Consider the following 22,819-nt stretch of genomic DNA (forward strand, 5'->3'; position numbering starts at 1 on the left):
TCCCGTGCATCCGACGGGGTGGCCCGGCATCCTCCTGCATGTTGACCGGGGTGGTCCTCAGGGGAGAGGGACGGTCGCGCAGTTGTCCGTACTGAGGGTTGGTTCGTCGGGGGCTTCACGTTGACCGACGGCTCGGCGATTCTTCGTCGCCGAGCGCCGCCGGTGTGCCTCGGTACGGCATGTGCCGACCCGTAGTGAACCTTTCGAGCCGCGGCCCGCCCTGCCGAGTCAGCGGGATCGCCTGCGGTGAGCTGCTCTTGCCGCAACGACGGGAGGGGCGCACGTGCAGGTCGACGGGGACGTCGGTGGTTCAACCCGGTTACCGACTCAGACCCAGAAGCGGCCTTCGGAGAGCGGGAGCCGGCGCAGGGGCGTGCCGCGTCACGTCGCGTGCGTGATGGACGGCAACGGTCGATGGGCGGCGCAGCGGTCCCTGCCGCGCACTTCGGGGCACCGCGCGGCGGAGACCACGGTGATCGACGTCATCGAGGCCGCCCGCTCGGCCGGGGTGGAGTGGCTGAGCCTGTACGCCTTCTCCACGGAGAACTGGCGCCGCCCGAGCAGTGAGATCGACTTCCTTATGCATCTGGTGCGCCGTGTGGTGCGCAAGCATGCACCGCTGCTGCATGCGCGCGGAATTCGCTGTCGGTTCCTCGGGGTGTCCGACTCGAAGGTCCCGGCGCCCCTGGCCCGGGACTTCGAGGACCTGATGACCTTGACCGAGGCCAATCGCGGTATGACGTTGACCGTGGCGTTCGACCACGGCGGGCGCGGCGACATCGTCGAGGCGGCCCGGTCCCTTATTCGCGGTGGCGTACCGGCCGATGCGGTCACCGAGCAGAGCTTCGCCGCCCATCTTCCCTTTCCCGACACACCCGATGTGGATCTCGTCATCCGGACCTCGGGAGAGCAGCGCATCTCCAACTTCATGTTGTGGCAGGTCGCCTATGCCGAGTGGGTCTTCCCGCCCGTCCTCTGGCCTGACTTCCGTGCGGCGCACTTCGTGGAGTGCGTGCACACCTACCAACAGCGCGACCGCCGATTCGGCGGTGTCACTTCTGCCGTGAATGGAGCCCACCGACCGTGACCACCACCACCCCTCAGCCCGGCAGCGGCGAATCGACGGCCGCCAGCGACGGGGGGCCGACGCACCAGGCCGTGGATGACAGCCCGCTGTTCGGCCCCGGCTCGCAGTTCGACCAGTTCTTCAACGATCCGCGCTGGGCGCTGGCGATGGTCCGGGCGACCGTGCTGGAGGCCGCCCATCCGCAGATCGGTGCGGCCCTGATCGACAACTCCACCTTCACCACCCATCCGTGGCGGCGGCTCCAGAACACCTTCCTGAGCATGCGGCGCATGTTCGGCGCCGATGAGGAGGTGCGGCAGCGCGAGGCCGCACGGTTGAACCGGCTGCACGCCCGACTGAACGGCACCGACGCCCGCAATCAGCCGTACGACGCGATGGACCCCGAGGTGCGCGCCTGGGTGGTGGCGACGCTCTTCGAGAGCGCCGTCACCATGTGCCGGCTCAGCGGCCAGCCCCTCGAACAGATCACGATGGAGCGCCTGTACCGCGAGTTCCGGGCGTACCTCGCGGCGCTGGGGGACCAGGCCGGCTATCTGCCGCCCACGCTGAACGAGTTCTGGCGGTACTACGACCGCATGGTCGAGGAGGAGTTGGAGAACACCGAAGCGCTCCAGATCATCCTCTACAAGCTGTTCGACCACCTTCCCGCACCGGCTCTGCTGGAGGGCATTCCCACCATCTGGGCGGCGGGCCGGGCGCTCGCCGGGCCGGTCATCGGCACGATCACCGTGGCCTCCCTGCCGGAGTCGTTCCGCCGTCGTGCGGGACTCCCGGAGATCCCCGGCGCTCAGACGCTGACCCAGAGCGCCTATCTGGCCGTCGGCCTGGCGCGCTTCCTGCCCGACGGCTGGATCCACGCCGAGGGGGTCGCCAGCCTGCTGTCCCTGTCCCCCGACAGCGATGATCCTCGTGCCAAGACGATCACGGCGGTACGCGACGGGATCAAGCGTGCCGGGGCCCTGCTCAGATTGATCACCCCGCTTCCCGACGAGCCCGAGCCCGGTGACGTCAGCGGGTCCCAGCGCAGTGCCGAGGAGTTCTTCCGCACCGTGCTGGACCAGACCGGCGACGGCTCACTGGACTGGCCGGACCTCGCGGCCATGGCGCGTGAACTCTCCGGCCGCCTCGACCTGGACGAACCCGCGGAGACCGCGCTGTACAACGCCTACGCGGACTGGTGGAAGGAACTCCAACAGGCCCTCGACACCGACGGTGACGGTCGCATCAGCGCTCAGGAGTACGCCGCGGCCGTGCCCCATCTCGCCGGGCCGGCGCTGATCAAGCTCGCCGATGTCCTCTTCGACGCCACCGACGCCGACGGGAACCAGTCCATCGACGCGGACGAGTACCGGGCGTTGTTCCGCACCGGGTTCCACCGCGATATGTCCGAGACCGGTGGGACGTACTCGCGCAGTGCGTTCGTGAAGGAGTTCCTGTCCTTCATGTCGGGTCGCCAACGCTCCAAGGCGTACGACCCGTTGCTCGCGCAGGCGTGAAGCGGGTGTAGCCGGCTGCCTTGACCGAGGTGGCCGGCGATCGGCGGCGTCATCAGGGGCAGCGCGCCCCGCCCCAGTGGGCTCTTCGTGGCACGGTGCCACCGAGAGCCCACTTTTCCATGTCGGGGAGTCGCCGCCCGGCCGTCTGTACCCCGGACGGCCCGGTTCGGGCGGCTCGGCGGGTGGGTCGGCGGGTGGGTCGGCGGTGTCACCGACCGTCGCGCCGAGTGGCGTGAAGCGCTGCACCGAGCGGCTGCCTGGGCAGTGGAGACTTCCGGCCAAATGTTTGACGCGACCCTGACAGATATCTATCACTCCTGTCACTCTTCCACCGTTCGTCCCACCGTTGTTGTGCATCGCTGTGCCCCTGCGGGCGCGCCTTCACCAGGGCGTCCCGTACCTCTTGGCAGAAGGAGTTCGCGTGAGATCCACGCATCGTCGGCGCACCACCGTGACCGGCGCGCTCATGGCGACCGCGGCCCTGTTGGCCGTCGGATTCCAGGCAGGTCCGGTGGCGGCCCACCCCACCGCCGCCGCACCCGGTGCCCCCCGCACCGGCACGCCCGACCCAGGGGCGCTGCCCCTGAAGCTGAGCCCCGCCAAACGGGCCGAGTTGATACGCACCCAAAATGCCACCACCGCGGCGACCGCCAAGGAACTCGGCCTCACCGCACAGGAGAAGCTCGTCGTCCGGGACGTCACCCAGGACCGTGACGGCACCACCCACACCCGCTACGAGCGCACCTTCGCCGGACTGCCGGTGCTCGGCGGCGATCTCGTCGTCGCCGAAACCAAGACCGGTGCGACCGAGTCGGTGAGCAAGGCATCGAGGACCGCCCTCAAGAACGTCGACACCAACGCGGGCGTCGGCCCGGCCGTCGCGGAGAAGCAGGCGCTGGGACGCGCGAGGGCCGAGGGCTCCGCCAAGACCAGCACGGAACGCGCACCCCGCAAGGTGGTCTGGCTGGCGCAGGGCACCAAACCGGTCCTCGCGTACGAGACGGTCGTCGGCGGCCTCCAGCACGACGGCACCCCCAATGAACTGCACGTCGTCACCGATGCGGACAGCGGCGCGAAACTGTACGAGTGGCAGGCGGTGCACAACGGCACCGGCCATACGCAGTACAGCGGGCAGGTGACGCTCGGCAGTACGCAGTCCGGCGGATCGTACGACCTCACCGACGCCGGGCGCGGCGGCCACAAGACGTACGACCTCAACAAGGGCACTCCCGGCACCGCCACCCTGTTCACCGGACCGGACGACGTCTGGGGCAACGGCCTGCCCACCAACAAGGAGACCGCCGCCGCGGACGCCGCCTACGGTGCCGGAGCGACCTGGGACTACTTCAAGAACATCCATGGGCGCAACGGCATCCGCGGTGACGGCGTCGGCGCCTCCTCCCGGGTCCACTTCGGCAACAACTACTCCAACGCCTTCTGGGACGACTCCTGCTTCTGCATGACGTACGGCGACGGCTACGGCAACGCCGAACCCCTCACCGCGCTCGACGTCGCCGCCCATGAGATGACGCACGGCATCACATCGGCGACCGCGAACCTCATCTACAGCGGTGAGTCCGGCGGCCTCAACGAGGCGACCTCCGACATCTTCGCGGCGGCCGTGGAGTTCCACGCCAACAACCCCCAGGACGTCGGTGACTACCTGGTCGGCGAGAAGATCGACATCCGCGGCAACGGCACACCGCTGCGCTACATGGACGAGCCGAGCAAGGACGGACCGTCCAAGGACTACTGGTACCCGGGCATCAGCAGCCAGGACGTCCACTACTCCTCGGGCCCGGCGAACCACTGGTTCTACCTACTGTCCGAGGGCAGCGGCGCGAAGACCATCAACGGCGTCAGCTACTACTCGCCGACCTCCGACGGCCTGCCCGTCACCGGCATCGGTCGGGACAAGGCCGCGCAGATCTGGTACAAGGCGCTGACGACGAAGTTCAACTCGACGACCGACTACGCGGGAGCACGGGCCGGCACCCTCGCGGTCACCACCGAGCTGTACGGGGCCGCCAGCCCGGAGGTCACGGCCGTGACCAACGCCTGGGCCGGTGTCAATGTCGGCGACCGCCCCGGCGGCGGCGAGCCCAACCCACCGGGCACCGTCTTCGAGAACACGACCAACATCCCGATCAATGACCTCGGGCCCGCGGTCACCTCCTCGGTCACCGTCACCGGCATCCCGGGCAACGCCCCGGCCGCACTGCCCGTCGGTGTGGACATCACCCACACCTTCCGCGGCGACCTCGCGGTGGATCTGCTCGCCCCCGACGGGACCGTGTATCCGCTGAAGGCGTCGAGCCCCTATGACACAGCGCCCAACCTCAAGAAGACCTACACGGTCGACGCCTCGACGGAGACGGCGAACGGGGTGTGGAAGCTACGGGTGCAGGACAAAGCACCGCAGGACAGCGGCCACATCAACAGCTTCCGCTTGACGTTCTAGGCGGAGACACGGCTGATCAGGAACGCCAAGGCCCGGGCCCGGGAGGGGTGAAGACCTCCCGGGCCCGCTGGCGCTCCCCGTCGCATCGCCCTAGGGGCGGTCTCGTGTGTCCCTCGCCGAGTTGTCCCCTGCCGGGGGACCCGTCGTGTCCGTGCCATCGCCGCCGCGGCGCCCCCCGTCGGCCGGGCTGCTGGTGCCGACAGCGTGTGATTCCTCGCCGCTGCCGGGCGCCTCGGTGATGTCGATGAACACCTGGTCGGCCTGCGGCCATTCGGCGGTGATCTCCCGCTTGATGCGCACACAGACGAGTTCGACGTCCTCGCTGTCGATCCCCGGCATCAGATCGACCCGTGCGGCCACGAGCACCGAGTCCAGCCCGAGCCGCATGGTCAGCAGTCCGGCCACGGTGTCGATCTCCGGCTGCGCATCGAGGAGGGCTCTCATCCGGGCGGTGAGCCGAGGGTCGATCGCCTCCCCGATCAGCCGGTCCCTGGCCTCCCGGGCCAATCGGAAGGCCACGTACACCAGGAGCAGGCCGATCCCCAGCGAGGCGCCGGCCTCCCACACCACATCGCCGGTCGCCAGATGCAGCGCGATCCCGGACGCCGCGAGCAGGACCCCGACCACGGCGGTGGTGTCCTCCGCGATCACCGTTCGTAGTGCCGGGTCCGCCGTGCCCTCCCGTCGGGCCTGGTGGAGGGCGCGAACCAGAGAGATGCCTTCGGCGAGCAGGGCGACCGCGAGGACCACCAGCCCGGTGATGTATCCGCGCATCGACTCCTGAGGGTCCGTACGCAGCGCCTGGATGCCCTGGTAGACGGAGAAGCAGCCGCCCATCACAAAGATGCCCACCGCGGCGAGCAGGGCCCAGAAGTAGCGTTCCTTGCCGTAGCCGAACGGGTGGTGTTCATCCGGAGGACGCTTGCTGCGCCGTACGGCGATGAGCAGGAAGACCTCATTGAGACTGTCCGCGAGCGAGTGCGCCGCCTCGGACAGGAGCGCGGGCGAACCGGCCATGAGCCCGGCAGCCGTCTTCGCCCCCGCGATCACCACATTGGCGCCGAGGGCGACCAGGACCGTCAAACGAGTCCCCGCGTCCTGAGCCCCGCCACGGCTGCGCTGCCTCTCCATGTCCGCCACCGTCCACCCCCTCGTCCCGGTCCGCCAGCGGATACCCGCTATCGGCGGGCCGAACCGGTTCCGATGCACTGCCCCTTCATCGCGGACGGGCACGGTTTATGCCCGGTCGCCGCGTGGTACGGGTGGGCGCCTCAGGGCTCGATCATCCGGCCGGGTCCTCGACACGGGCGGAAGGCGCCAGCACATGAGCGGGAACGGACCGGGGCAGGCGCCCACCATCACCACGAAGGTGCCTGCCCGGCTCGATCGTCTGCCCTGGTCGCGTTGGCACTGGATGATCGTCATCGGCCTCGGGACCGTGTGGATCCTCGACGGTCTGGAAGTCACCGTGGTGGGTGCCATCGCCGGGCGGATCTCGGAGGACGGCAGCGGGCTCGACATCTCCGATGCTCAGATCACCGGGGTCGCCGCGGCGCTGTATGTGGCCGGCGCCTGCTCCGGGGCCCTGTTCTTCGGCCGACTCACCGACCGCTACGGCCGCAAGAAGCTGTTCCTCATCACCCTGTCGGTCTACCTCGCGGCCACCGCACTGACCGCGGTCTCCTTCACCGCCTGGTGGTTCTTCCTCTTCCGGTTCCTGACCGGCTTCGGTATCGGTGGGGAGTACGCGGCGATCAACTCCGCCATTGATGAGTTGATCCCCAGCAAGTACCGGGGCCGGGTCGATCTGATCATCAACGGCAGCTACTGGCTCGGAGCCATGGGCGGCGCACTGCTGTCGGTCGTCGCGCTCAACACCGATCTGTTCCCCAAGGACGTCGGCTGGCGGCTCACCTTCGCCCTGGGCGTCGTACTCGGACTGGTGATCCTGCTGGTCCGACGGCATGTGCCGGAAAGCCCGCGCTGGATGCTGATCCACGGCCGGGCGAAGGACGCCGAGCGGCTCGTCGACGAAGTGGAACACGAGGTCGAACAGGACATCGGACGACCCCTGCCCGACCCTGCGGGGGAGATGACCGTCCATCAGCGTGGCACGATCGGTTTCGGGGAGATCGCCCGGACGGTCTTCCGCGTCTACCCGCGACGCGCCACCCTCGGCTTCGCACTCTTCGTGGGGCAGGCGTTCCTGTACAACGCCATCACCTTCGGCTTCGGCTCGATCCTGGTCACGTTCTTCGACGTCCCCACCGGCTCGACCGGCTACTACTTCGCCGTCATCGCCGCGGGCAACTTCCTCGGCCCGCTCCTGCTCGGGCGTCTCTTCGACACCTGGGGACGGCGGCCCATGATCGCCGGTACCTACATCCTGTCCGGACTGCTCCTGTTCGCCACCGCCGCACTCTTCGGCGCCGGAGTGCTCACCGCAACGACGATGACCCTGTGCTGGTGCGTCGTCCTCTTCTTCGCATCGGCCGGAGCAAGCTCCGCCTACCTGACCGTCAGCGAGATCTTCCCCATGGAAACCCGGGCGATGTCCATCGCCTTCTTCTACGCCATCGGCACCGCAGCAGGCGGCATCTCCGGCCCACTCGTCTTCGCCGGCCTCACCGAGAGCGGAGCCGTCTCCGAGGCCGCCCTCGCCTTCTGCATCGGGGCCGCACTCATGGTCGCCGCCGGGCTGGTCGCCTTCTTCTTCGCCGTCGCCGCAGAGGGCCGCTCACTGGAGGACATCGCCACCCCCCTCTCCGCGCAACCGTCCGACGCCGGGAACGGGTCCGGACGGGGGCCGACCGCGCCGGCGATCTGACAACTCTCGTTCCCGCCGGCGCGGTCCGCGAACGTCAGGGCCGTCAAGGGCGGGCCCGACATACGGCTACGGCTTGAAGGTGTCCTTGGCCTTCTCCTTGGCCGCGCGGGCGTGGCCTTCGGATTCCTTGGCCCGACCCTTGGCCGCCAAGCGATCGTTGCCCACCGCGCGGCCGGCTTCCTTCTCGACCTTGCCCTTGACCTGCTGCGCCTTCGCACGTGCCTTCTCGTCCTTGGCCATGACATTCCTTCCGTCTTGGTATGGGTTGGTTTTCTAGCTATCCACCATTACACGTTGAATAGCGGAGACTGTCTTGCTGGGCTCCTGCCCGCAGATCAGCTCGGTACGGCTGCGCTCGCGATCATTTTTCGCAGCGCTGGGATGGTGATCTCTGCCCTACCGGCCGGATAACCCCGTACTCCATCCCTTCGCATGGCCCGCCTTGGTCGGCCGACGCCCGGTCGGCCCTGCCGGGATTGGACGGCCGGTAGGCGGGTTACCCGTACGAAGGGAGCCCCCGGCTGGAGGGGTTCCTACCAGGCCGCGGGCGGGATACGCCACGACGAGGAGAACGCGCCATGCCGCGAGGATCGAGCCCCAAGAGGGAACGCCAGTACGAACACGTCAAGGAGTCGGCCGAAGAGCGCGGGGAGTCTCCGAAGCGCGCGAAGGAGATCGCCGCCCGCACCGTGAACAAGGAGCGCGCCCGGGCCGGCGAGTCCCGCACCGCGAGCAGAGCTTCCCTGCGCGACCCCAAGTCCGCCTCGGAGCGGGGCGGCCAGCGGTCGCACTCCGGGGCCGAAGGGCCCACGAAGGACCAGCTCTACGAAGAGGCGAAGAAGCGCAACATCGAAGGGCGTTCCACGATGAACAAACAGCAACTCAAGCGAGCCCTGGACCGGTAGCAGCCTCCACCACCGGTTCCGCGGATGGGGCCGACTCCGGGAGTCCCCATCCTCGCTTCACCACCCTTGATGCGCCCCTTCCGGCTGCCGTACCCCGGCATGCTCGCCCGGCTTTCCGAGTTCGTCGAGAACCCGCCAGTGCCCTCCCGGCGCGTCTGACGGGGAATCCGATACGTGTGCACGCCAGTGGTTCGGGCAGGTGCAGTTCCACACCTGCGTTCGAAGGAGGCCCGACCGCGATGACGAAAGTCGCATCCGCACCGCACCGTGAGAGCACCGCGAACGAGGAGACGACGTGCCGTGCGGGGGAAGGTGACCTCCCGCAGGTTGCCGATCCCGCGCAGATCGCGCCCAGGGATGCGAAGGGCCTGTCGAAGGTCTTCTTCGACCGGCTCCAGACTCTGGAGGAGGGAACGGCGGAGTACCAGTACGCCCGCAACACCCTGATCGAGATGAACCTCTCCCTGGTGCGCTTCGCCGCCGGCCGGTTCCGCAACCGCGGCAGCGGGGAGATGGAGGACATCGTCCAGGTCGGCACCATCGGTCTGATCAAGGCCATCGACCGGTTCGACCTGAGCCGTGAAGTCCAGTTCACCTCGTTCGCGATCCCCTACATCGTCGGGGAGATCAAGCGCTACTTCCGTGACTCGTCCTGGGCGGTCCACGTACCGCGCCGCCTCCAGGAGTTGCGTACGGAGCTGGCCAAGGCCCGCGACGAACTCGGTGCCGTACTGGACCGCGACCCCACCGTCAGGGAACTGGCCGAGTTCCTCGATCTGAGCGACGAAGAGATCACCGAGGGCTTGGTGGCGTCCAACGGATACACCGCGGGCTCCCTCGACCTCCCGATCGGAGACTCCGAAGACGGTCCGGCCCAAGGAGGGGCCTCGTACGGGGACGTCCTCGGTGACGTCGACCCGGCGATGGAGCTCGTGGAGGACTTCCATGCGCTCGCACCGCTGCTGGAGGAACTGGACGACCGTGAACGGCGCATCCTGGAAATGCGCTTCGGCCGGGAGATGACCCAGGCCGCCATCGGCGATGAGCTGAACCTCTCCCAGATGCATGTCTCCCGGCTGCTGACGCGCACTCTCGGGCGGCTGCGCAAGGGAATGCTCACCGACCGCTGACGAACAGACTTCGGATCGACTGCCGCAGCCATCTCCTGAGGGCCCGTTCGCCCCGACGCAGGGGCCCTCAGGGTGGCTGCGCACTCATGCCCGGTCGCCACTCATGCTCGGCTACTCGGCAGGGTTGACGTATCGGGATTGTGCGCGCTGCCGAGGGCCTTCCTACGCTCTGCGTGCGTACGTGGCTGTGCGTCTGCGTCGCGCGAGGGGACACTGTCTGATGCATCGTCAGGGATGCGCAGTGTGGCCCGGGTGCCCATGGGTGCGGCGGGCCTCCTTCATCTCGGCCTCGTACACGTGCTGCCGTCCGTCGAGCAGTTCACCGCGGATGCGGCTCTCGATCTCGGTGAAGGGTTGGTAGTAGTGGGCGTTGTACTCCTCGACGATCTGGAAGGTCCAGCGACCGGGGATGACGTTCCGGCCCATGATCTCGCGTTCCAGCAGGTCGGCCTGGGCATCGTGACCGCCCCTGCGCAACTGCTCCAGCGCCTCGTCCAGCTTGAGATCCGCGCCTCCGGTCAGTTGGTGGAAGGCGTAGAGGCTGCCCCGCGCCCGTTCCACGGTCTCCAGGGCCTCCGAGAGGGTTCCGAGCGCCTCGACGGTCGCGTCGCTCACTCCATCGGGCCGACGGTGTGACGGATCGGCCCCTTCATCACCGGCCTGTTCATCACCGGTGCGGTCGTCGTTCACGGTCCTCCTGAGTGCGTTTCCCGAGCGGAGCCGGTACGCACGGCGGCACCGGTCCACTTGACTTCCCCGTCCACTGAGCCCACGTTCCCCTCCCTTCCACCCGGGCAAACATGGGCAGAAGGGGTGGAAGGGAGGGGTTGGCTACCTGCGGAGGGTCGCCCGTACACCTGTGTTCTGTTCCGGCGCGGAAAGCGCGCGCCCTGCGTACGCGGGCGGTCTCAGGCGGTGCCGCGCCAGGCGCCGGTCTCCCTGCCGCGTGCCTCGATGAACTCCTTGAAGTTCTTCAGATCGCCCTTGGCCTGACGGCTGACGAAGCCGAGTTTGTCGCCGATGGTGTCAGCGAGGCCCCGAGGGTCGTGATCGAGTTGGAGCATGACCTTGGTGTGCGTGTCATCGAGCCGGTGGAAGGTGACCACCCCGGCTTGACGGACCTCGCCCGCCACGGTGGTCCAGGCGACCCGCTCGTCGGGGATCTGCTCCGTGATCTCCGCATCGAACTCGCGGCCCACTCCGTCGACCTTGGTCACCCAGTGCGTCAGGGTTGCCGTCCGTTGCTCGATGCGCTCGACCCCGTCCATGAAGTGCGGGAAGTCCTCGAACTGGGTCCACTGGTTGTAGGCGGTGCGGACCGGCACGGCGACCTCTACGGACTCTTCGATCTTCGACATGTCCACTCCTCTGCTGTCGAACGGGTGAGATCCGCGGGTACCCGCGGATCTCCGTCTGACACCGTGGGGCTCGGCAGCGACCCATCGAGGTAGCCGTCCGGGCCGTCCATGGCGGGTGATGACCTGGGCCACCGCGCACCCGGTTTCGGCTCAGAACCCAACGACGAGACGACCACCCTGCCGGGCCCGGCGTTCCTGCGCTGGGACCACCTGTTGTGAAGGTCGGCTCAGCAGCAGGTGCCCGGCAACACGAGATGCCTCGTGTTGTGCTGCACAGGGAACAGGAGAACCCTGGGAGCAGGGGGTCGCTCCATGACCGGAGACACCATGATCATTCTTGGCTTGATACTCCTGATCATCGGCCTGGTGGCCGGCGTCGGCGTTCTGTGGACCATCGGGATCATCCTCCTCGCGATCGGCGTTGTGCTGTGGGGGCTGGGAGCCCTGGGGCATGCCGTGGGAGGCCGAAAGCACTACTGGTGAACGTGCCGCTGCCCCTGTGCCGTCCCACCCACTGACCGGACGGCACCTGGCGGTGTGAACGACAAGGCGGGCCCAGGTGACACCCACACTCGGCGGACCTGCGGGTCCCGGCCGTGCGTGGGATGATCGTGAAGGCCCCTGTCCGGTCGTGTGCGAGCCCGTTCGCAGGGCAGGTGGAAGGGTGACGCATTGGTCGGGTGTGCCGTATGAGGCCACCCGCGGAGCGCCCCCGCTGCACCGTCCCGCCCGTTGGGTGCGTCTGGTGAAAGCCCCGGGGTGCAGGCTGCGAGGTGTAGGCGTGCTCGGTGTGATGACCCAGAACGACAACAGAGGCGGCGGCCGGGTGCTGGCCCCCTGGACGGTGTACGTCCCGCAGGAGGACACCCTCCTGCTGGCCCAGGCCCTGGACAGGGAGCACCTGCCTGCTGGCGCCACCCTCCTCGACGTGGGAACCGGCTCCGGGGCCCTCGCCCTGGCCGCGGCCCGCCGAGGCGCCCGGGTCACCGCCGTCGACACGACCTATCGGGCCGTCCTCACCGCCCGACTCAACGCCAGGCTCGCCCGCCTGCCCCTCGAAGTCCTCCACGGCGACCTCTTCGCACCGGTCACCGGCCGTCGGTTCGACCTCATCGTGAGCAATCCGCCCTACGTCCCCACGCATAGGGCCGCCCCGCCCCGCCACAGCGCCGCGGTGGCTTGGGACGCCGGCGCCGACGGACGGTTGCTGCTGAACCGCATCTGCCGCAGCGCACATATGCAGCTGCGGCCCGGTGGCGTACTGCTGATGGTGCACTCCGCCCTGTGCGGCATCCCCTCGACGCTGGCAGCGCTTGAGCGTTCGGGTCTTCGGGCTGGTGTGACGGACCGGCGGCATATCCCGTTCGGGCCCGTACTCCGTTCCCGTCTGGCATGGCTGCGGCACCGGGGACTCATCGAGGCCGGCGACGAGAAGGAAGAGTTGGTGATCATCCGTGCCGAACGGACCCGCTGAACAACCGGCTTCGCACTGGCCCGTTGCGGGATCGACTCCCCACGGGTCCGTCGGGCGACCGGTTCCGCACGACCCCAGCGGGCGACCGCGTCGCGTCACGCTCACGAAGGACGGACCGATCCTGGTCGAGGGACCGGTGGAGGTCGTCCTCGACGACGGCAGCACCGCGGTGTCGGACCGCTTCACCGTCGCGCTCTGCGTCTGTCGACGCAGCCGGTCCTTCCCCTGGTGCGACACCAGCCACCGCAGCCGAGAGAAGAGGCGGACCGCATGACCGCCCCCGCCCCGGCCACCGGCCACACCATCGCCCCCGTACTGCCCCGGAGCAGGGGAGAGCTGTCGCACACCGTGTTGGAGGCATTGACCGGCCCGGTGGGGACGGCCCTGCCGAAACGGTCGGGCGCAGCGGACGCGGACCCGTACGGGGACGATCTGCAACTGGCTCTCTACCTCTGCTACGAACTGCACTACCGCGGCTTCGCGGGTGTCGACGCCACATGGGAGTGGGAGCCCGGCCTGCTGCGGTTGCGGGCGGAGTTGGAACATCGCTTCCTCACCGCACTGCGGGCCGACGTCGGTCCACCGAGGAGTTCGGGGGAGGCCCTCGCGGAACTCCTCGTCGAACCCGTCGACGGCACCGGTCCCTCTCATTTCCTGAAGCAGCAGGGGGAGTTGTGGCACTTCCGTGAGTACGCGGCCCAACGCTCCCTCTACCACCTGAAGGAGGCCGATCCGCATGTCTGGGTCATCCCACGGCTGACGGGCCGGGCGAAGGCCGCGATGGTGGCGGTGGAGTACGACGAGTTCGGCGCTGGTCGTGCCGATCGCATCCACGCCCGCCTCTTCGCCGATCTGATGGCGGACCTCGGCCTGAGCACCGACTACGGCCGGTACGTCGACGCAGCCGCCGCCGAGATGCTGACCGTCGTCAACCTCATGTCCCTGTTCGGACTCCACCGTGCCCTGCGCGGAGCGCTGGTGGGACACTTCGCGGCGGTGGAGATCACCTCCTCACCCGGCTCACGCCGTCTCGCCCAGGGCCTCTCGCGCATCGGCGCGGGCCCCGCGGCCGTCCACTTCTACGCCGAACACGTCGAAGCCGACGCCGTCCACGAGCAGATCGTCCGCCGGGACGTCATCGACGGTCTGCTGGAATCCGAACCCGCGTTGGACGAGGACATCGCCTTCGGCATCGACGCCACCGAATGGACCGAAGCCCGACTCGGCGACCACCTGCTCACCGCCTGGCGGGACGGCCGCACTGCACTGCGCACCTCCCTGTGAAGCACCTCACCTGGTCCCCCCACAAGCGGCGCCGACTCCATTGAGGCACTTCCCGATGTGACGACAGTCCATGGGTCGCGGGATCGCGAGCACTGCCCCAGCGTCCTGTATGGGGTCGCTCGGAGCCCCCTAGAGCATCACCGATTTGCGCCAACTGCCCCACTTTAAAACGATGTTCACGAACCCCTCTCCTCCGTATCGTCTGAACCGCGAGATCGTCTGAACCGCGAGCCGGAGAGTGAAGGGCCCCGTTGACGACGGGGTCGTGCGATGCGTACACGCCGAACCGAGGGCGGAACCAACGGTGCCCGGGAGCGATTCCTCATATCCCGGAGATGGGAGATCGTGCCTGGTGGTGCACACCCTCGAAACGAACCGGTTGCCCGAGAAGCTCTGGTCGCGAGACTTCACACTCCTCTTCGCAGCCCGGACCATTTCCGTACTCGGCGATCAGATGCTCATTCCGACCGCGATCACCGTAGCGGTGCTCCAGGCCGGGTACGGCGTGATCGGCGTGGGGTACGCACTGGCCGCGCACACCGCACCACTGGCACTCTTCGTGATCTTCGGCGGTGTGCTCGTGGACCGATTCACGCCGATAAGGGTCATGATCGTCGCGGACACGGCCCGACTGATCCTCCACGGCATCCTCGCTGCGTCCTTCGCCATGGGCAAGCCCAGCCTCTTGCTGATCGTCACACTCCTCGCGCTGGGCGGAATCGGCACGGCCGCCTTCCAACCCGGATACGTGAGCGTCATTCCGCGGACCGCCCGCGACGTCCAGAAGGCCAACGCCGCGATCCGTGTCGCCGAGTCGCTCATGACAGTGGCCGGGCCCGCCTTCGCCGGGCTGCTCCTCGCCTTCTCGTCCGTTTCGGTCGTCCTGATCGTCGACGCCTCGACGTTCGGGATCAGCGCCCTGTGTCTGCTCGCCCTCCGCCTGAAGATTCCCCGATCGACGCAGCGGACCTCCATCCGCCGGGACCTCGTCCAGGGCTGGCTGGAGTTCTCTTCGCGGACCTGGCTCTGGGGCGTCATCGTGATCTTCATGCTGTACCAGGTCACCGTGAACGGGCCGTTCGTCGTCCTCGGGCAGAGCCTCATCACCATCGAACACGGCGAGAGCGCCCTCGGTTTCATCATGTCGATGTTCGGCCTCGGCAGTGTTCTGGGTGGACTCCTGGCCGTGCGCCTGAAGCCGCCGCATCCCCTCAGGGCGGGCGCCATCGCCATGGTCAGCACCGTCTTCGGTCTGCTCGCTGTCGCCCTGCAACTGTCCCCGCCGATGATCGCGGTCGGCTATGCCCTGTGGGGCGTGGGTGCGGCGTTCTGGCTGGTGATGTTCCACTCCAGCGTGCAGACGAAGATCCCCCCCGATGTACTCGGCCGGGTGCACGCCTACGACGTCGCGGGATCGCTCGTCATGCGACCGGTGGGGCAGATGGCCGCCGGACCCGCAGCACTCTGGGTCGGCGCCATCCCGGTGCTCTTCTTCTCCTCGGCCATGCTCATGGTCACCGTCGTCCTGCTGCTCGCCTTTCCGGCGATCCGGAACCTTCGACGCAGCGACCGAGTCGCCCCTCGTAGCCAGTACGACCCGGCACCTTGAGGATCTGCCGGGTGTTGAGGACGACTTGGACCGACCGTGCGCGGCCGAAGAAGGCCCGGGCACCGAAATGAAGTTGATCCAGTGCCCGAGGCCCTCCGGCCTGGGCACCGGTTGACGCGCGTCAACTGCCTCTCGGAGTGCAGGCACAGAAGCGGAATGAGTCCCGCATCACTTATGGAGATTTTGTGAACGACTCAACCGCTGCTCTGGTCTGGCCATCATTCCGGCCGAGCCGTCACGGTGCCGACGTGACGGCTGGTGATCGAGGAGGTCGCATACCGCATGAGGCTGCCCCGCAATCGTCACGCGAGCCGTACCGGAACCCCGGAGCGGACGAAGGGCTCCAAGCACAGACGCCGGTCGGACGGAGCGAAGAGCCCCAGGAGAGCCGCTCGGACCGGCCGCCGCCTCATCGACTTCCCCAGGAGAGGCCGGTCGGGCTGGCGGCGCTGGATGCCCTCCTGGAAGCTGACCTCCGGTCTGTTATCGCTCTTCTTCGGCGCTCTCGCCGGCCTCTTCGCCCTCGTTTACGTACAAGTGGAGATCCCGAGCGCGCATGACTCCGCCCGCCGGCAGGCCACCGTCTACTACTGGGCGGACGGCAGCCGAATGGTGAGCGTGGGTGATGTGAACCGGCAGGACGTCGAGCTCCACCAGGTGCCCGAATCCGTCCAGCGCGCCGTCATCGCGGCGGAGAACGCGGACTTCTACGACGACTCGGGCATCTCGGTGTCGGGCATCGTCCGAGCAGCGGTCAACATCGTCAAGGGCAAGGAGACCCAGGGCGGTTCGACGATCACCCAGCAGTATGTGAAGAACACGTATCTGAGCCAGGACCAGACCGTCCAGCGCAAGGTCAAGGAAGTCTTCCTCTCCCTGAAGGTCAGCAACCAGCGGCCCAAGACCGAGGTCCTTGCGGGGTACCTCAACACCTCGTGGTTCGGCCGTGACGCCTATGGCATCCAGGCCGCGTCGTACGCCTACTACGGCATCCCCGCCAAGGACCTGAACCCCGGTCAGGGCGCCCTGCTGGCCGCCGTCCTCAAGGGCGCGGACAGCTACGACCCCTCGCTGAGCGCCGCCAACCACCGACGGGCCGTGGACCGCTGGAGCTGGATCCTGGACCGCCAGGTCGAGACGGGCACGCTGAGCGCCGAGGAACGCGCGCTGTACAAGGAGTTCCCCGAGCCGAAGCCCCCGGTCAAACCGACCAGTCAGGCCGGGCAGGTCGGGTATCTCGTCGACATCGCCAACAAGTACATCAAGAGCCGCAGCGGGGTGACGGACAAGGACCTCGCCGGTGGCGGCTACCGCGTCCACACCACCTTCGAGAAGGCCAACGTCCTTGCCCTGACCAAGGCCGTCGACAAGGTGCGCGCCGACCATCTGGACCCCAAGGCGCGTGCGGACGACCACCATGTGGAGGTCGGCGCCGCCTCGGTCCGCCCCAGGGACGGAGCGATCGTCGCGGTCTACGGAGGCTCCGACGCGATCAAGCACTTCAGTAACAACGCGGACACCTCAGGCGTACCTGCCGCCTCGGCGTTCAAACCGTTCGTGTACGCAGCCGCCCTGGAGCAGGGGCTCGCAGACCGTTCCGCCGAGGCCCCCGACCTGGGCCCGCTGACGCCGCCGTCGATCGGTGTGCCGCCGGCCCTGGCCATGAACCTCGGCTCGTCCCTGGTCGACTCGGACCACACACCGTTCGTGGAGGTCGGCAAGGAGATCGGACTGAAGAAGATCAAAGAGCTCGCGGTCGCATCGGGACTGCGCGAGGCGAGCATGGCCAAGCTGGAGCCGACCTTCTCGATCGGCACCTCCACCCCCAGCGCCGTCCGGCTGGCCAGTGCCTACACGACCTTCATCAACGAAGGCCGGGCCACCGAGCCCTACTCGGTGACCAAGGTCGAGCGCGACGGCGTCGCGGTCGACGGCTTCGACCTGACGCCGAAGCGACGGGCCATGAGCCCCGACGTGGCCACGATCGTCAGCGAGGCACTCCGCCGCGTGGGTTGGATGACGATCGGGACGACGAAGGACAACAGGTCCCACATTCCGTCCTGGGCGGGCAAGACGGGTCCGAACGACCGTATGAAGTCGGCCTGGTTCATCGGAGCGACCGAGGAACTGAGCACATCGGTGGCGATGTTCCGCACGAAGCCCGATGTGCCGCAACTACTGCCCATGCAGGGAGTGGGCGGCCCCGATTCGGAGCGGGGCAGCGCCTTCCCACCCCTGATCTGGCAGGCGTACCACGAGTCGGTGGCAACACCCGTGGACACAGCGGGCGGACGCCCTCAGGGGTCGTGACGGTCCATGGCGCCAACGGTCTATCCCGCATGCGTGTCGCGGTGGTCTGGAGTGTGAATCAACCCCGTATGTACGGGGAACCGCTGGATGTCGGATCGCGCCGTTAGGATCTCCCGAGGGCTTCTGGCCGTCCGGTGACCGAGCTGGGCTGCACTTCACCACGGAAGCTGGAAGTGGGGGCGGGCAGATGCGGGAAGGCCGGTGGACCACGGTCACCGAGTCCGAGTTCGATCACGAGCGTCGGGGTCTGGAGGCCATCCGGGAGCAACTGCCGGATGCCGACCCGTGGCGGGCCTGGTCGAACTTCACCTTCACCGCGAACACCGGGCACGTCCGGGAGGTCGATCTCCTCGTCATCGCCCCCGGTGGCGTCTTCATGATTGAGCTGAAAAACTGGCACGGCACCCTGACCAGCGAGAACGGCACCTGGATTCAGACCGCTCCGCATGGTGGCCGCCGCCCGCACGGCAACCCGCTGCACCTGGTCAACAAGAAGGCGAAGGAACTGGCGGGCCTCCTCGGGCAGAACGGCAAGCGCGTATGGGTCGGTGAGGCCGTCTGCTTCACCGAGGGCTCACTGCGGGTCCGACTCCCCGCCCACGACGAGAACGGCGTTCACACCGTCGCCGAACTGGTCGAGATGCTGAAGCAGCCCCCGCGCGACGAACGCCGACGCATCACAGCCGTCAGCTCGCGCGAGATCAAGTCCGTCCTGGAGCGCGTCGGCATCCGCCGCAGCGACGCCGAATACAAGGTCGGCCCCTACCAGTTGGAGCGGAAGTCCCTCGACTCCGGGGAGACCTGGGCGGACTACGAGGGCCGTCACACCGACCTGCACAAGGAGGTCAGGGTCCGCATCTATCTGCGGGAGCGCGGCTCGGACGCCTCGATACGACGGTCCGTGGACGACGCCGCCCGCAGGGAAGCCGCGGTACTGAGCCGATTCCGTCACCCCGGCGTCGTCCAGCTCACCCAGTACGACCCCTCAGGGCATTCGGCGGGTCCCGCGCTGATCTTCGACTACCACCCCAAGACCCTGCGCCTGGACGAATACCTCCTCCAGTACGGGGAGAAGCTCGACATCCTCGGCCGGATGGCGCTCGTCCGACAACTGGCCGAGACCATGCGCTCCGCGCACTCCAGCCGCATCCACCACCGGGCACTCGCCGCCAGATCCGTCCATGTGATCCCCCGCGCCCGAGGCGCCCGGGGCGCGAACGCGCAGCCCTCCGGCGAGGACGCGGCCTGGCTCACCCCACACCTCCAGATCTCCGACTGGCAGATCGCCACCCAGCGCACCGCGAACAGCAGCACCGGGCAGAGCATGACCCGTTTCGCCCCGACGGCACTCTCCGCCATCCACCTCTCCGAGGGCTCCGACGCCTACCTCGCCCCCGAACTGACCGCCCGTAACGCCGACCCCGTCTATCTGGACGTCTACGGCCTCGGAGTCCTCACCTATCTCCTGGTCACCGGCAAGGCACCAGCCGCGAGCCAGGCCGAGTTGCTGACCCGACTAGAGGCCGGCGAGGGGCTGCGCCCCAGCGCGCTGGTGGACGGTCTCTCCGAGGACATCGACGACTTGGTGCAGGCCGCCACCGCCTACCGCCCCGGGCAGCGGCTCTCCACGGTCGATGAATTCCTGGAGATGCTGGAACTCGTCGAGGACTCCCTCACCGCCCCGGCCGCCGCCCCCACCTCCCCCGAGGCGCCCGAGAAGGACCCGCTGGAGGCCGTCGCGGGCGATGTACTGGGAGGCCGCTGGGAGGTCCGCCGCCGACTGGGCACCGGCTCGACCAGCCGAGCCTTCCTCGTCCGCGACCTGGAGGCCGAGGCGCGCAGAACACGCCCGCTGGCCGTCCTCAAGGTCGCACTCTCCGACAGCCGGGGCGAGATCCTCGTCCACGAGGCCGGAGTGATGGGACGGCTGCGCCCGGACTCCCGCGTCATCCGGCTCGTCGAGCCGGAGCCCCTGCGCATCGGCGGCCGTACGCTCCTCGCCCTGGAGTACGTGGGCGACGAGCGGGAGGAAAGCACACCAGGAGCCGGCGCGGAGGGCACCGACACGGCGACCACTGCCCGCGCCCGGGGCCGTGAGGAGACCGTCGCCCGGCAGCTCCGTGAGCGCGGACGGCTCCAGATCGACCAACTGGAGGCGTACGGCGACTACCTCTTCGGCGCCGTCGACTTCCTGGAGGGCGAGAGCGTCTGGCACCGCGACATCAAGCCCGACAACATCGCGATACGCATCCGCCCCAACCGCACCCGCGAACTGGTCCTCATCGACTTCTCCCTCGCCGGATACCCGGCCAAGGACTACGAGGCGGGCACCGAGGGCTATCTCGACCCGTTCATCGGCACCCTGACCCGCACCGCGTACGACGCCCACGCCGAGCGGTACGCGGTCGCCGTCACCCTCCACCAGATGGCCTCGGGCGAACTGCCCAAGTGGGGCGACGGCTCCGTCCTGCCCCGGATGACCGACCAGAAGAAGCACCCGCACCCCACCCTCGCCGCGGACGCCTTCGAGCCCGCCGTACGGGACGGCCTGGTCGCCTTCTTCCGCAAGGCCCTGCACCGCGACGCAGCCCGACGCTTCCCCGAGCTGAAGCCGATGCGGGACGCCTGGAAGCGAATATTCCTGGACGCCACGCAGATCGTGCCCTCCAGCCACCGCTCCCGGCACCCCGAGACCTCTGAACCCCTCAAGCCCGGACAGCCGGGGCAGCAAGGACAGCCGGGACCGTCAGGTCCTGCCGTCATCGCGGACGCCGAACCCATCACGGCGGAGGAGCAGCGCGAGCGGCTGGCCGCGGACGTCACCCGCGACACCCATCTCTCGGCTGCCGGCCTCACCCCGGCTGCCGAAGCGTTCCTCTACGGACTGGGCATCACCGCTGTCGGAGGGCTTCTCGACTACAGCCGCCGCAAGCTCCTCAACGCCCCGGGCCTGGGCGCGAAGACCCGCGGTGAGGTACAGCGCCGCCAACGCGAGTGGGGCGACCGCCTGCACGGCACACCCGTCTCGCCACTGACCCCGCGCGGCCGAGCGGAGGCGAAGGAGGAACTGGCCCAGCTCACCGCCACCGAATCCGCCCTGCTCGGCAGGGTCGCCACCGACGGGGACCCGGGCTTGGGTACCTCCGCCCTGCGCTCGGTCAGCCTGGACACCCTCGCCACCATCTTCGTCCCGGAGCTCAACAACAACCGCTCCAACCACAGCAAGGTCGAGATGGTCCGGCTGCTGCTGCGCCTCCCCGACGAGCGCGGCGAACTCCCCGGCATCGGCGTCTGGCCCCGGCAGAAGGACGTCGCCGACGCGCTCGCCCTGTCGACCGGCCGTATCCCGCAGCTGTTGAAGGAGGAACGCAAGCGCTGGAAGAAGCACCCGGCCGTGCAGGCGCTGCGCGCGGAGATCGTGGATCTCCTGGTGGGCCTGGGCCGGGTCGCCTCCGCAGCCGAGATCGCCGACGCCCTCGCGGTACGGCGCGGTACGCAGCTCTCCGAGCGCGAGCAGCGGCGGGCGCTGGCGCTGGCCGCGGTACGGGCGGTGGTGGAGGTGGAGCAACTGGTGCCGGAGGAGGCCGAGCTACGACACCAACCCAACCGCAAGGCCACCGAGGAGGCCCTCGGTGCGGGGTTCCTCGCCCTGGACGTCCGCGAGGACGACGCCCCCGACACCCCGACCGCTCCGGGCCTGCTCGACTATGCGGTCCGGCTGGGCCGCCGGGCCGACCGCCTCGCCAAACTGGACACCCTGCCCACCGCGACCACGGTCCTCGGCGAACTGAGCACACTGACCCCGCCGCCGGGCACGGTCGAGTGGGACGAACGACGGCTGGTGGAGCTGGCCGCCGCTGCCTCCCTCAACGCGGCGGCGACACCCCGACTGGAGATCTACCCCCGTGATCTGCCGCTGGTACGGGCCCTGCGACTGACCCAGGCCGGGCTGGTGCGACTGATCCCGGGTGTGCCGGAAGGCAGGCAGCCGGGCGTGACCGGTGAGGATGTGCACGAGCGGGTACGAGCGCGCTTCCCCGAACTCGTCCTGCGCGACCCCCGCGGCACGGCCACCCATGAACTGCCGACGGGCGGTCCGTTGACGAAGGCGCTGCGGGACGCGGGATTCGACCTCACCCTCTCCACCCGTGAGGACACCCGTACCCTGCGGTATCTGCCCGCGCGGATGGACGGCGCGTCCAGCTATCTGACCACCGGCGCTTGGCGACAGGCCACCGAGGTCGGCTTGGTGACGCGCTACTCCGACGATCCGCTGATGGCGGGCGCGGTACGCGCCGAGGAACGCCTGACCGCCTCGGCCCGGCGCGACGGCTACCGCATTCTGACGGTGCACCAGCACCGTTCCCGCCATGCCGTACGCGGGCTGTGTGACGCCCGTATCGGCGCTCAGGCCGTCTCGGTCACGGACCTCTTCCTGGACGCCCTGCACGCCTTGGTCCCCGAGGGTACGAAGCCCACCTGGGAGACCCTGCTCAAGGCGGACGCGGCCGAGCCCGGCACCCGGGGCGCGGTGAAGTTCGCCGAGTACGCGCGGACCGCCTGGGGTTCGGTGGAACCCCGGATACGTGAACTCCTCGGCGCGGGTACGGGCCCGGTCCTGCTGACGGACGCCGCGGTGTTCGCCCGGTACGACGCGATGGGCGTCCTGGACCGGCTCGCGGAGGCTTCCCGACAGGGCGGCCGGGGCCTGTGGCTGCTGGTCCCACAGCCGGACCCGTCACGCGAACCGCGACTCGGTCAGGCCGCGGTGGCGTATCAGGCGGGGCTGGGGGAGTGGATCGAACTCCCTGATTCATGGGTGAACAACACCCACCGCGGCGGCGATCTTCGTGTGAACATGGGCTAAACGTCCGATAG

Annotated in this window: 17 protein-coding genes; 13 read left to right on the forward strand and 4 right to left on the reverse strand. The window is 68.6% G+C overall.

All coding sequences use genetic code 11. From position 1 onward, the window contains the following. Positions 1-373: 373 nt before the first annotated feature. The 3 genes from uppS (at position 374) to OID54_RS28680 (ending at position 5,044) form a co-directional block, all read left to right on the forward strand. Entirely contained in the window at positions 374-1,087 is a 714-nt protein-coding gene (gene uppS / locus OID54_RS28670) for a polyprenyl diphosphate synthase (RefSeq protein WP_329024133.1), read from the forward strand. 71 nt (positions 1,088-1,158) lie between these two features. Next, positions 1,159-2,583: an oxygenase MpaB family protein gene (locus tag OID54_RS28675; RefSeq protein WP_329027843.1), complete on the forward strand. Its 1,425-nt coding sequence runs from the start codon at positions 1,159-1,161 to the stop codon at positions 2,581-2,583. A gap of 421 nt (positions 2,584-3,004) precedes the next feature. Beyond that, on the forward strand, positions 3,005-5,044 hold the full coding sequence (locus tag OID54_RS28680; RefSeq protein ID WP_329024135.1) for a M4 family metallopeptidase: 2,040 nt from the start codon (positions 3,005-3,007) through the stop codon (positions 5,042-5,044). A 90-nt stretch (positions 5,045-5,134) separates the two neighbouring features. On the opposite strand, the gene OID54_RS28685 is transcribed toward OID54_RS28680, so the two are convergent. Next, entirely contained in the window at positions 5,135-6,175 is a 1,041-nt protein-coding gene (locus OID54_RS28685; RefSeq protein ID WP_329024137.1) for a cation diffusion facilitator family transporter, read from the reverse strand. Between the two features lie 193 nt (positions 6,176-6,368). Between OID54_RS28685 and OID54_RS28690 the strand changes: the two genes are divergently transcribed. Next, positions 6,369-7,871: an MFS transporter gene (locus OID54_RS28690; RefSeq protein WP_329024139.1), complete on the forward strand. Its 1,503-nt coding sequence runs from the start codon at positions 6,369-6,371 to the stop codon at positions 7,869-7,871. A gap of 66 nt (positions 7,872-7,937) precedes the next feature. On the opposite strand, the gene OID54_RS28695 is transcribed toward OID54_RS28690, so the two are convergent. After that, the gene (locus OID54_RS28695) at positions 7,938-8,111 is read right to left on the reverse strand and encodes a CsbD family protein (protein WP_329024141.1); all 174 of its coding nucleotides are present in this window, start codon (positions 8,109-8,111) and stop codon (positions 7,938-7,940) included. A gap of 338 nt (positions 8,112-8,449) precedes the next feature. Here OID54_RS28695 and OID54_RS28700 point away from each other — a divergent pair, with 338 nt between their 5' ends. Both OID54_RS28700 and OID54_RS28705 read left to right on the forward strand, forming a co-directional pair. Continuing rightward, entirely contained in the window at positions 8,450-8,776 is a 327-nt protein-coding gene (locus OID54_RS28700) for a plasmid stabilization protein (RefSeq protein WP_329024142.1), read from the forward strand. Positions 8,777-9,015: 239 nt separating this feature from the next. Continuing rightward, positions 9,016-9,906 (forward strand): RNA polymerase sigma factor SigF, encoded by an 891-nt coding sequence (locus OID54_RS28705; protein WP_329024144.1) that lies wholly within the window; start codon positions 9,016-9,018, stop codon positions 9,904-9,906. Positions 9,907-10,134: 228 nt separating this feature from the next. On the opposite strand, the gene OID54_RS28710 is transcribed toward OID54_RS28705, so the two are convergent. Further along, a complete protein-coding gene (locus tag OID54_RS28710; RefSeq protein ID WP_329024147.1) occupies positions 10,135-10,596 on the reverse strand; it encodes a hypothetical protein in 462 nt (153 codons plus the stop codon). A gap of 218 nt (positions 10,597-10,814) precedes the next feature. Then, on the reverse strand, positions 10,815-11,264 hold the full coding sequence (locus OID54_RS28715) for an SRPBCC family protein (RefSeq protein ID WP_329024149.1): 450 nt from the start codon (positions 11,262-11,264) through the stop codon (positions 10,815-10,817). A 327-nt stretch (positions 11,265-11,591) separates the two neighbouring features. Between OID54_RS28715 and OID54_RS28720 the strand changes: the two genes are divergently transcribed. The 7 genes from OID54_RS28720 (at position 11,592) to pglW (ending at position 22,808) form a co-directional block, all read left to right on the forward strand. Then, positions 11,592-11,747, forward strand: a complete 156-nt coding sequence (locus OID54_RS28720) for a DUF6131 family protein (RefSeq protein WP_329027845.1) — start codon at positions 11,592-11,594, stop codon at positions 11,745-11,747. 310 nt (positions 11,748-12,057) lie between these two features. Beyond that, a complete protein-coding gene (locus OID54_RS28725; RefSeq protein ID WP_329027846.1) occupies positions 12,058-12,738 on the forward strand; it encodes a HemK2/MTQ2 family protein methyltransferase in 681 nt (226 codons plus the stop codon). Continuing rightward, positions 12,719-13,012 carry a CDGSH iron-sulfur domain-containing protein gene (locus tag OID54_RS39280; RefSeq protein WP_443055687.1) on the forward strand — a complete coding sequence of 98 codons (294 nt, stop codon included), beginning with the start codon at positions 12,719-12,721 and terminating at the stop codon, positions 13,010-13,012. The genes OID54_RS28725 and OID54_RS39280 overlap by 20 nt, the downstream gene beginning before the upstream one ends. Further along, positions 13,009-14,022, forward strand: coding sequence for an iron-containing redox enzyme family protein (locus OID54_RS28735; RefSeq protein WP_329024150.1), 1,014 nt, complete (start codon positions 13,009-13,011; stop codon positions 14,020-14,022). Before OID54_RS39280 ends, OID54_RS28735 begins: the two co-directional genes overlap by 4 nt. A gap of 355 nt (positions 14,023-14,377) precedes the next feature. Next, positions 14,378-15,631 (forward strand): MFS transporter, encoded by a 1,254-nt coding sequence (locus tag OID54_RS28740; RefSeq protein WP_329024152.1) that lies wholly within the window; start codon positions 14,378-14,380, stop codon positions 15,629-15,631. Between the two features lie 453 nt (positions 15,632-16,084). Beyond that, on the forward strand, positions 16,085-17,941 hold the full coding sequence (locus OID54_RS28745) for a transglycosylase domain-containing protein (RefSeq protein ID WP_329024154.1): 1,857 nt from the start codon (positions 16,085-16,087) through the stop codon (positions 17,939-17,941). A gap of 187 nt (positions 17,942-18,128) precedes the next feature. Beyond that, positions 18,129-22,808, forward strand: a complete 4,680-nt coding sequence (pglW, locus tag OID54_RS28750; protein WP_329024156.1) for a BREX system serine/threonine kinase PglW — start codon at positions 18,129-18,131, stop codon at positions 22,806-22,808. Positions 22,809-22,819: the final 11 nt, after the last annotated feature.

Origin of the sequence: Streptomyces sp. NBC_00690, from assembly GCF_036226685.1 — a bacterium.
Classification (GTDB): Bacteria; Actinomycetota; Actinomycetes; order Streptomycetales; family Streptomycetaceae; genus Streptomyces.

Excerpts from the sequence above, each read along its gene's own strand:
- OID54_RS28685 (WP_329024137.1), bottom strand. The coding sequence starts at position 6,175 with ATGGAGAGGCAGCGCAGCCGTGGCGGGGCTCAGGACGCGGGGACTCGT.
- OID54_RS28690 (WP_329024139.1), top strand. The coding sequence starts at position 6,369 with ATGAGCGGGAACGGACCGGGGCAGGCGCCCACCATCACCACGAAGGTG.
- OID54_RS28695 (WP_329024141.1), bottom strand. The coding sequence starts at position 8,111 with ATGGCCAAGGACGAGAAGGCACGTGCGAAGGCGCAGCAGGTCAAGGGC.
- OID54_RS28700 (WP_329024142.1), top strand. The coding sequence starts at position 8,450 with ATGCCGCGAGGATCGAGCCCCAAGAGGGAACGCCAGTACGAACACGTC.
- OID54_RS28705 (WP_329024144.1), top strand. The coding sequence starts at position 9,016 with ATGACGAAAGTCGCATCCGCACCGCACCGTGAGAGCACCGCGAACGAG.
- OID54_RS28715 (WP_329024149.1), bottom strand. The coding sequence starts at position 11,264 with ATGTCGAAGATCGAAGAGTCCGTAGAGGTCGCCGTGCCGGTCCGCACC.
- OID54_RS28720 (WP_329027845.1), top strand. The coding sequence starts at position 11,592 with ATGATCATTCTTGGCTTGATACTCCTGATCATCGGCCTGGTGGCCGGC.
- OID54_RS28725 (WP_329027846.1), top strand. The coding sequence starts at position 12,058 with ATGACCCAGAACGACAACAGAGGCGGCGGCCGGGTGCTGGCCCCCTGG.
- OID54_RS28735 (WP_329024150.1), top strand. The coding sequence starts at position 13,009 with ATGACCGCCCCCGCCCCGGCCACCGGCCACACCATCGCCCCCGTACTG.
- OID54_RS28745 (WP_329024154.1), top strand. The coding sequence starts at position 16,085 with ATGCCCTCCTGGAAGCTGACCTCCGGTCTGTTATCGCTCTTCTTCGGC.
- pglW (WP_329024156.1), top strand. The coding sequence starts at position 18,129 with ATGCGGGAAGGCCGGTGGACCACGGTCACCGAGTCCGAGTTCGATCAC.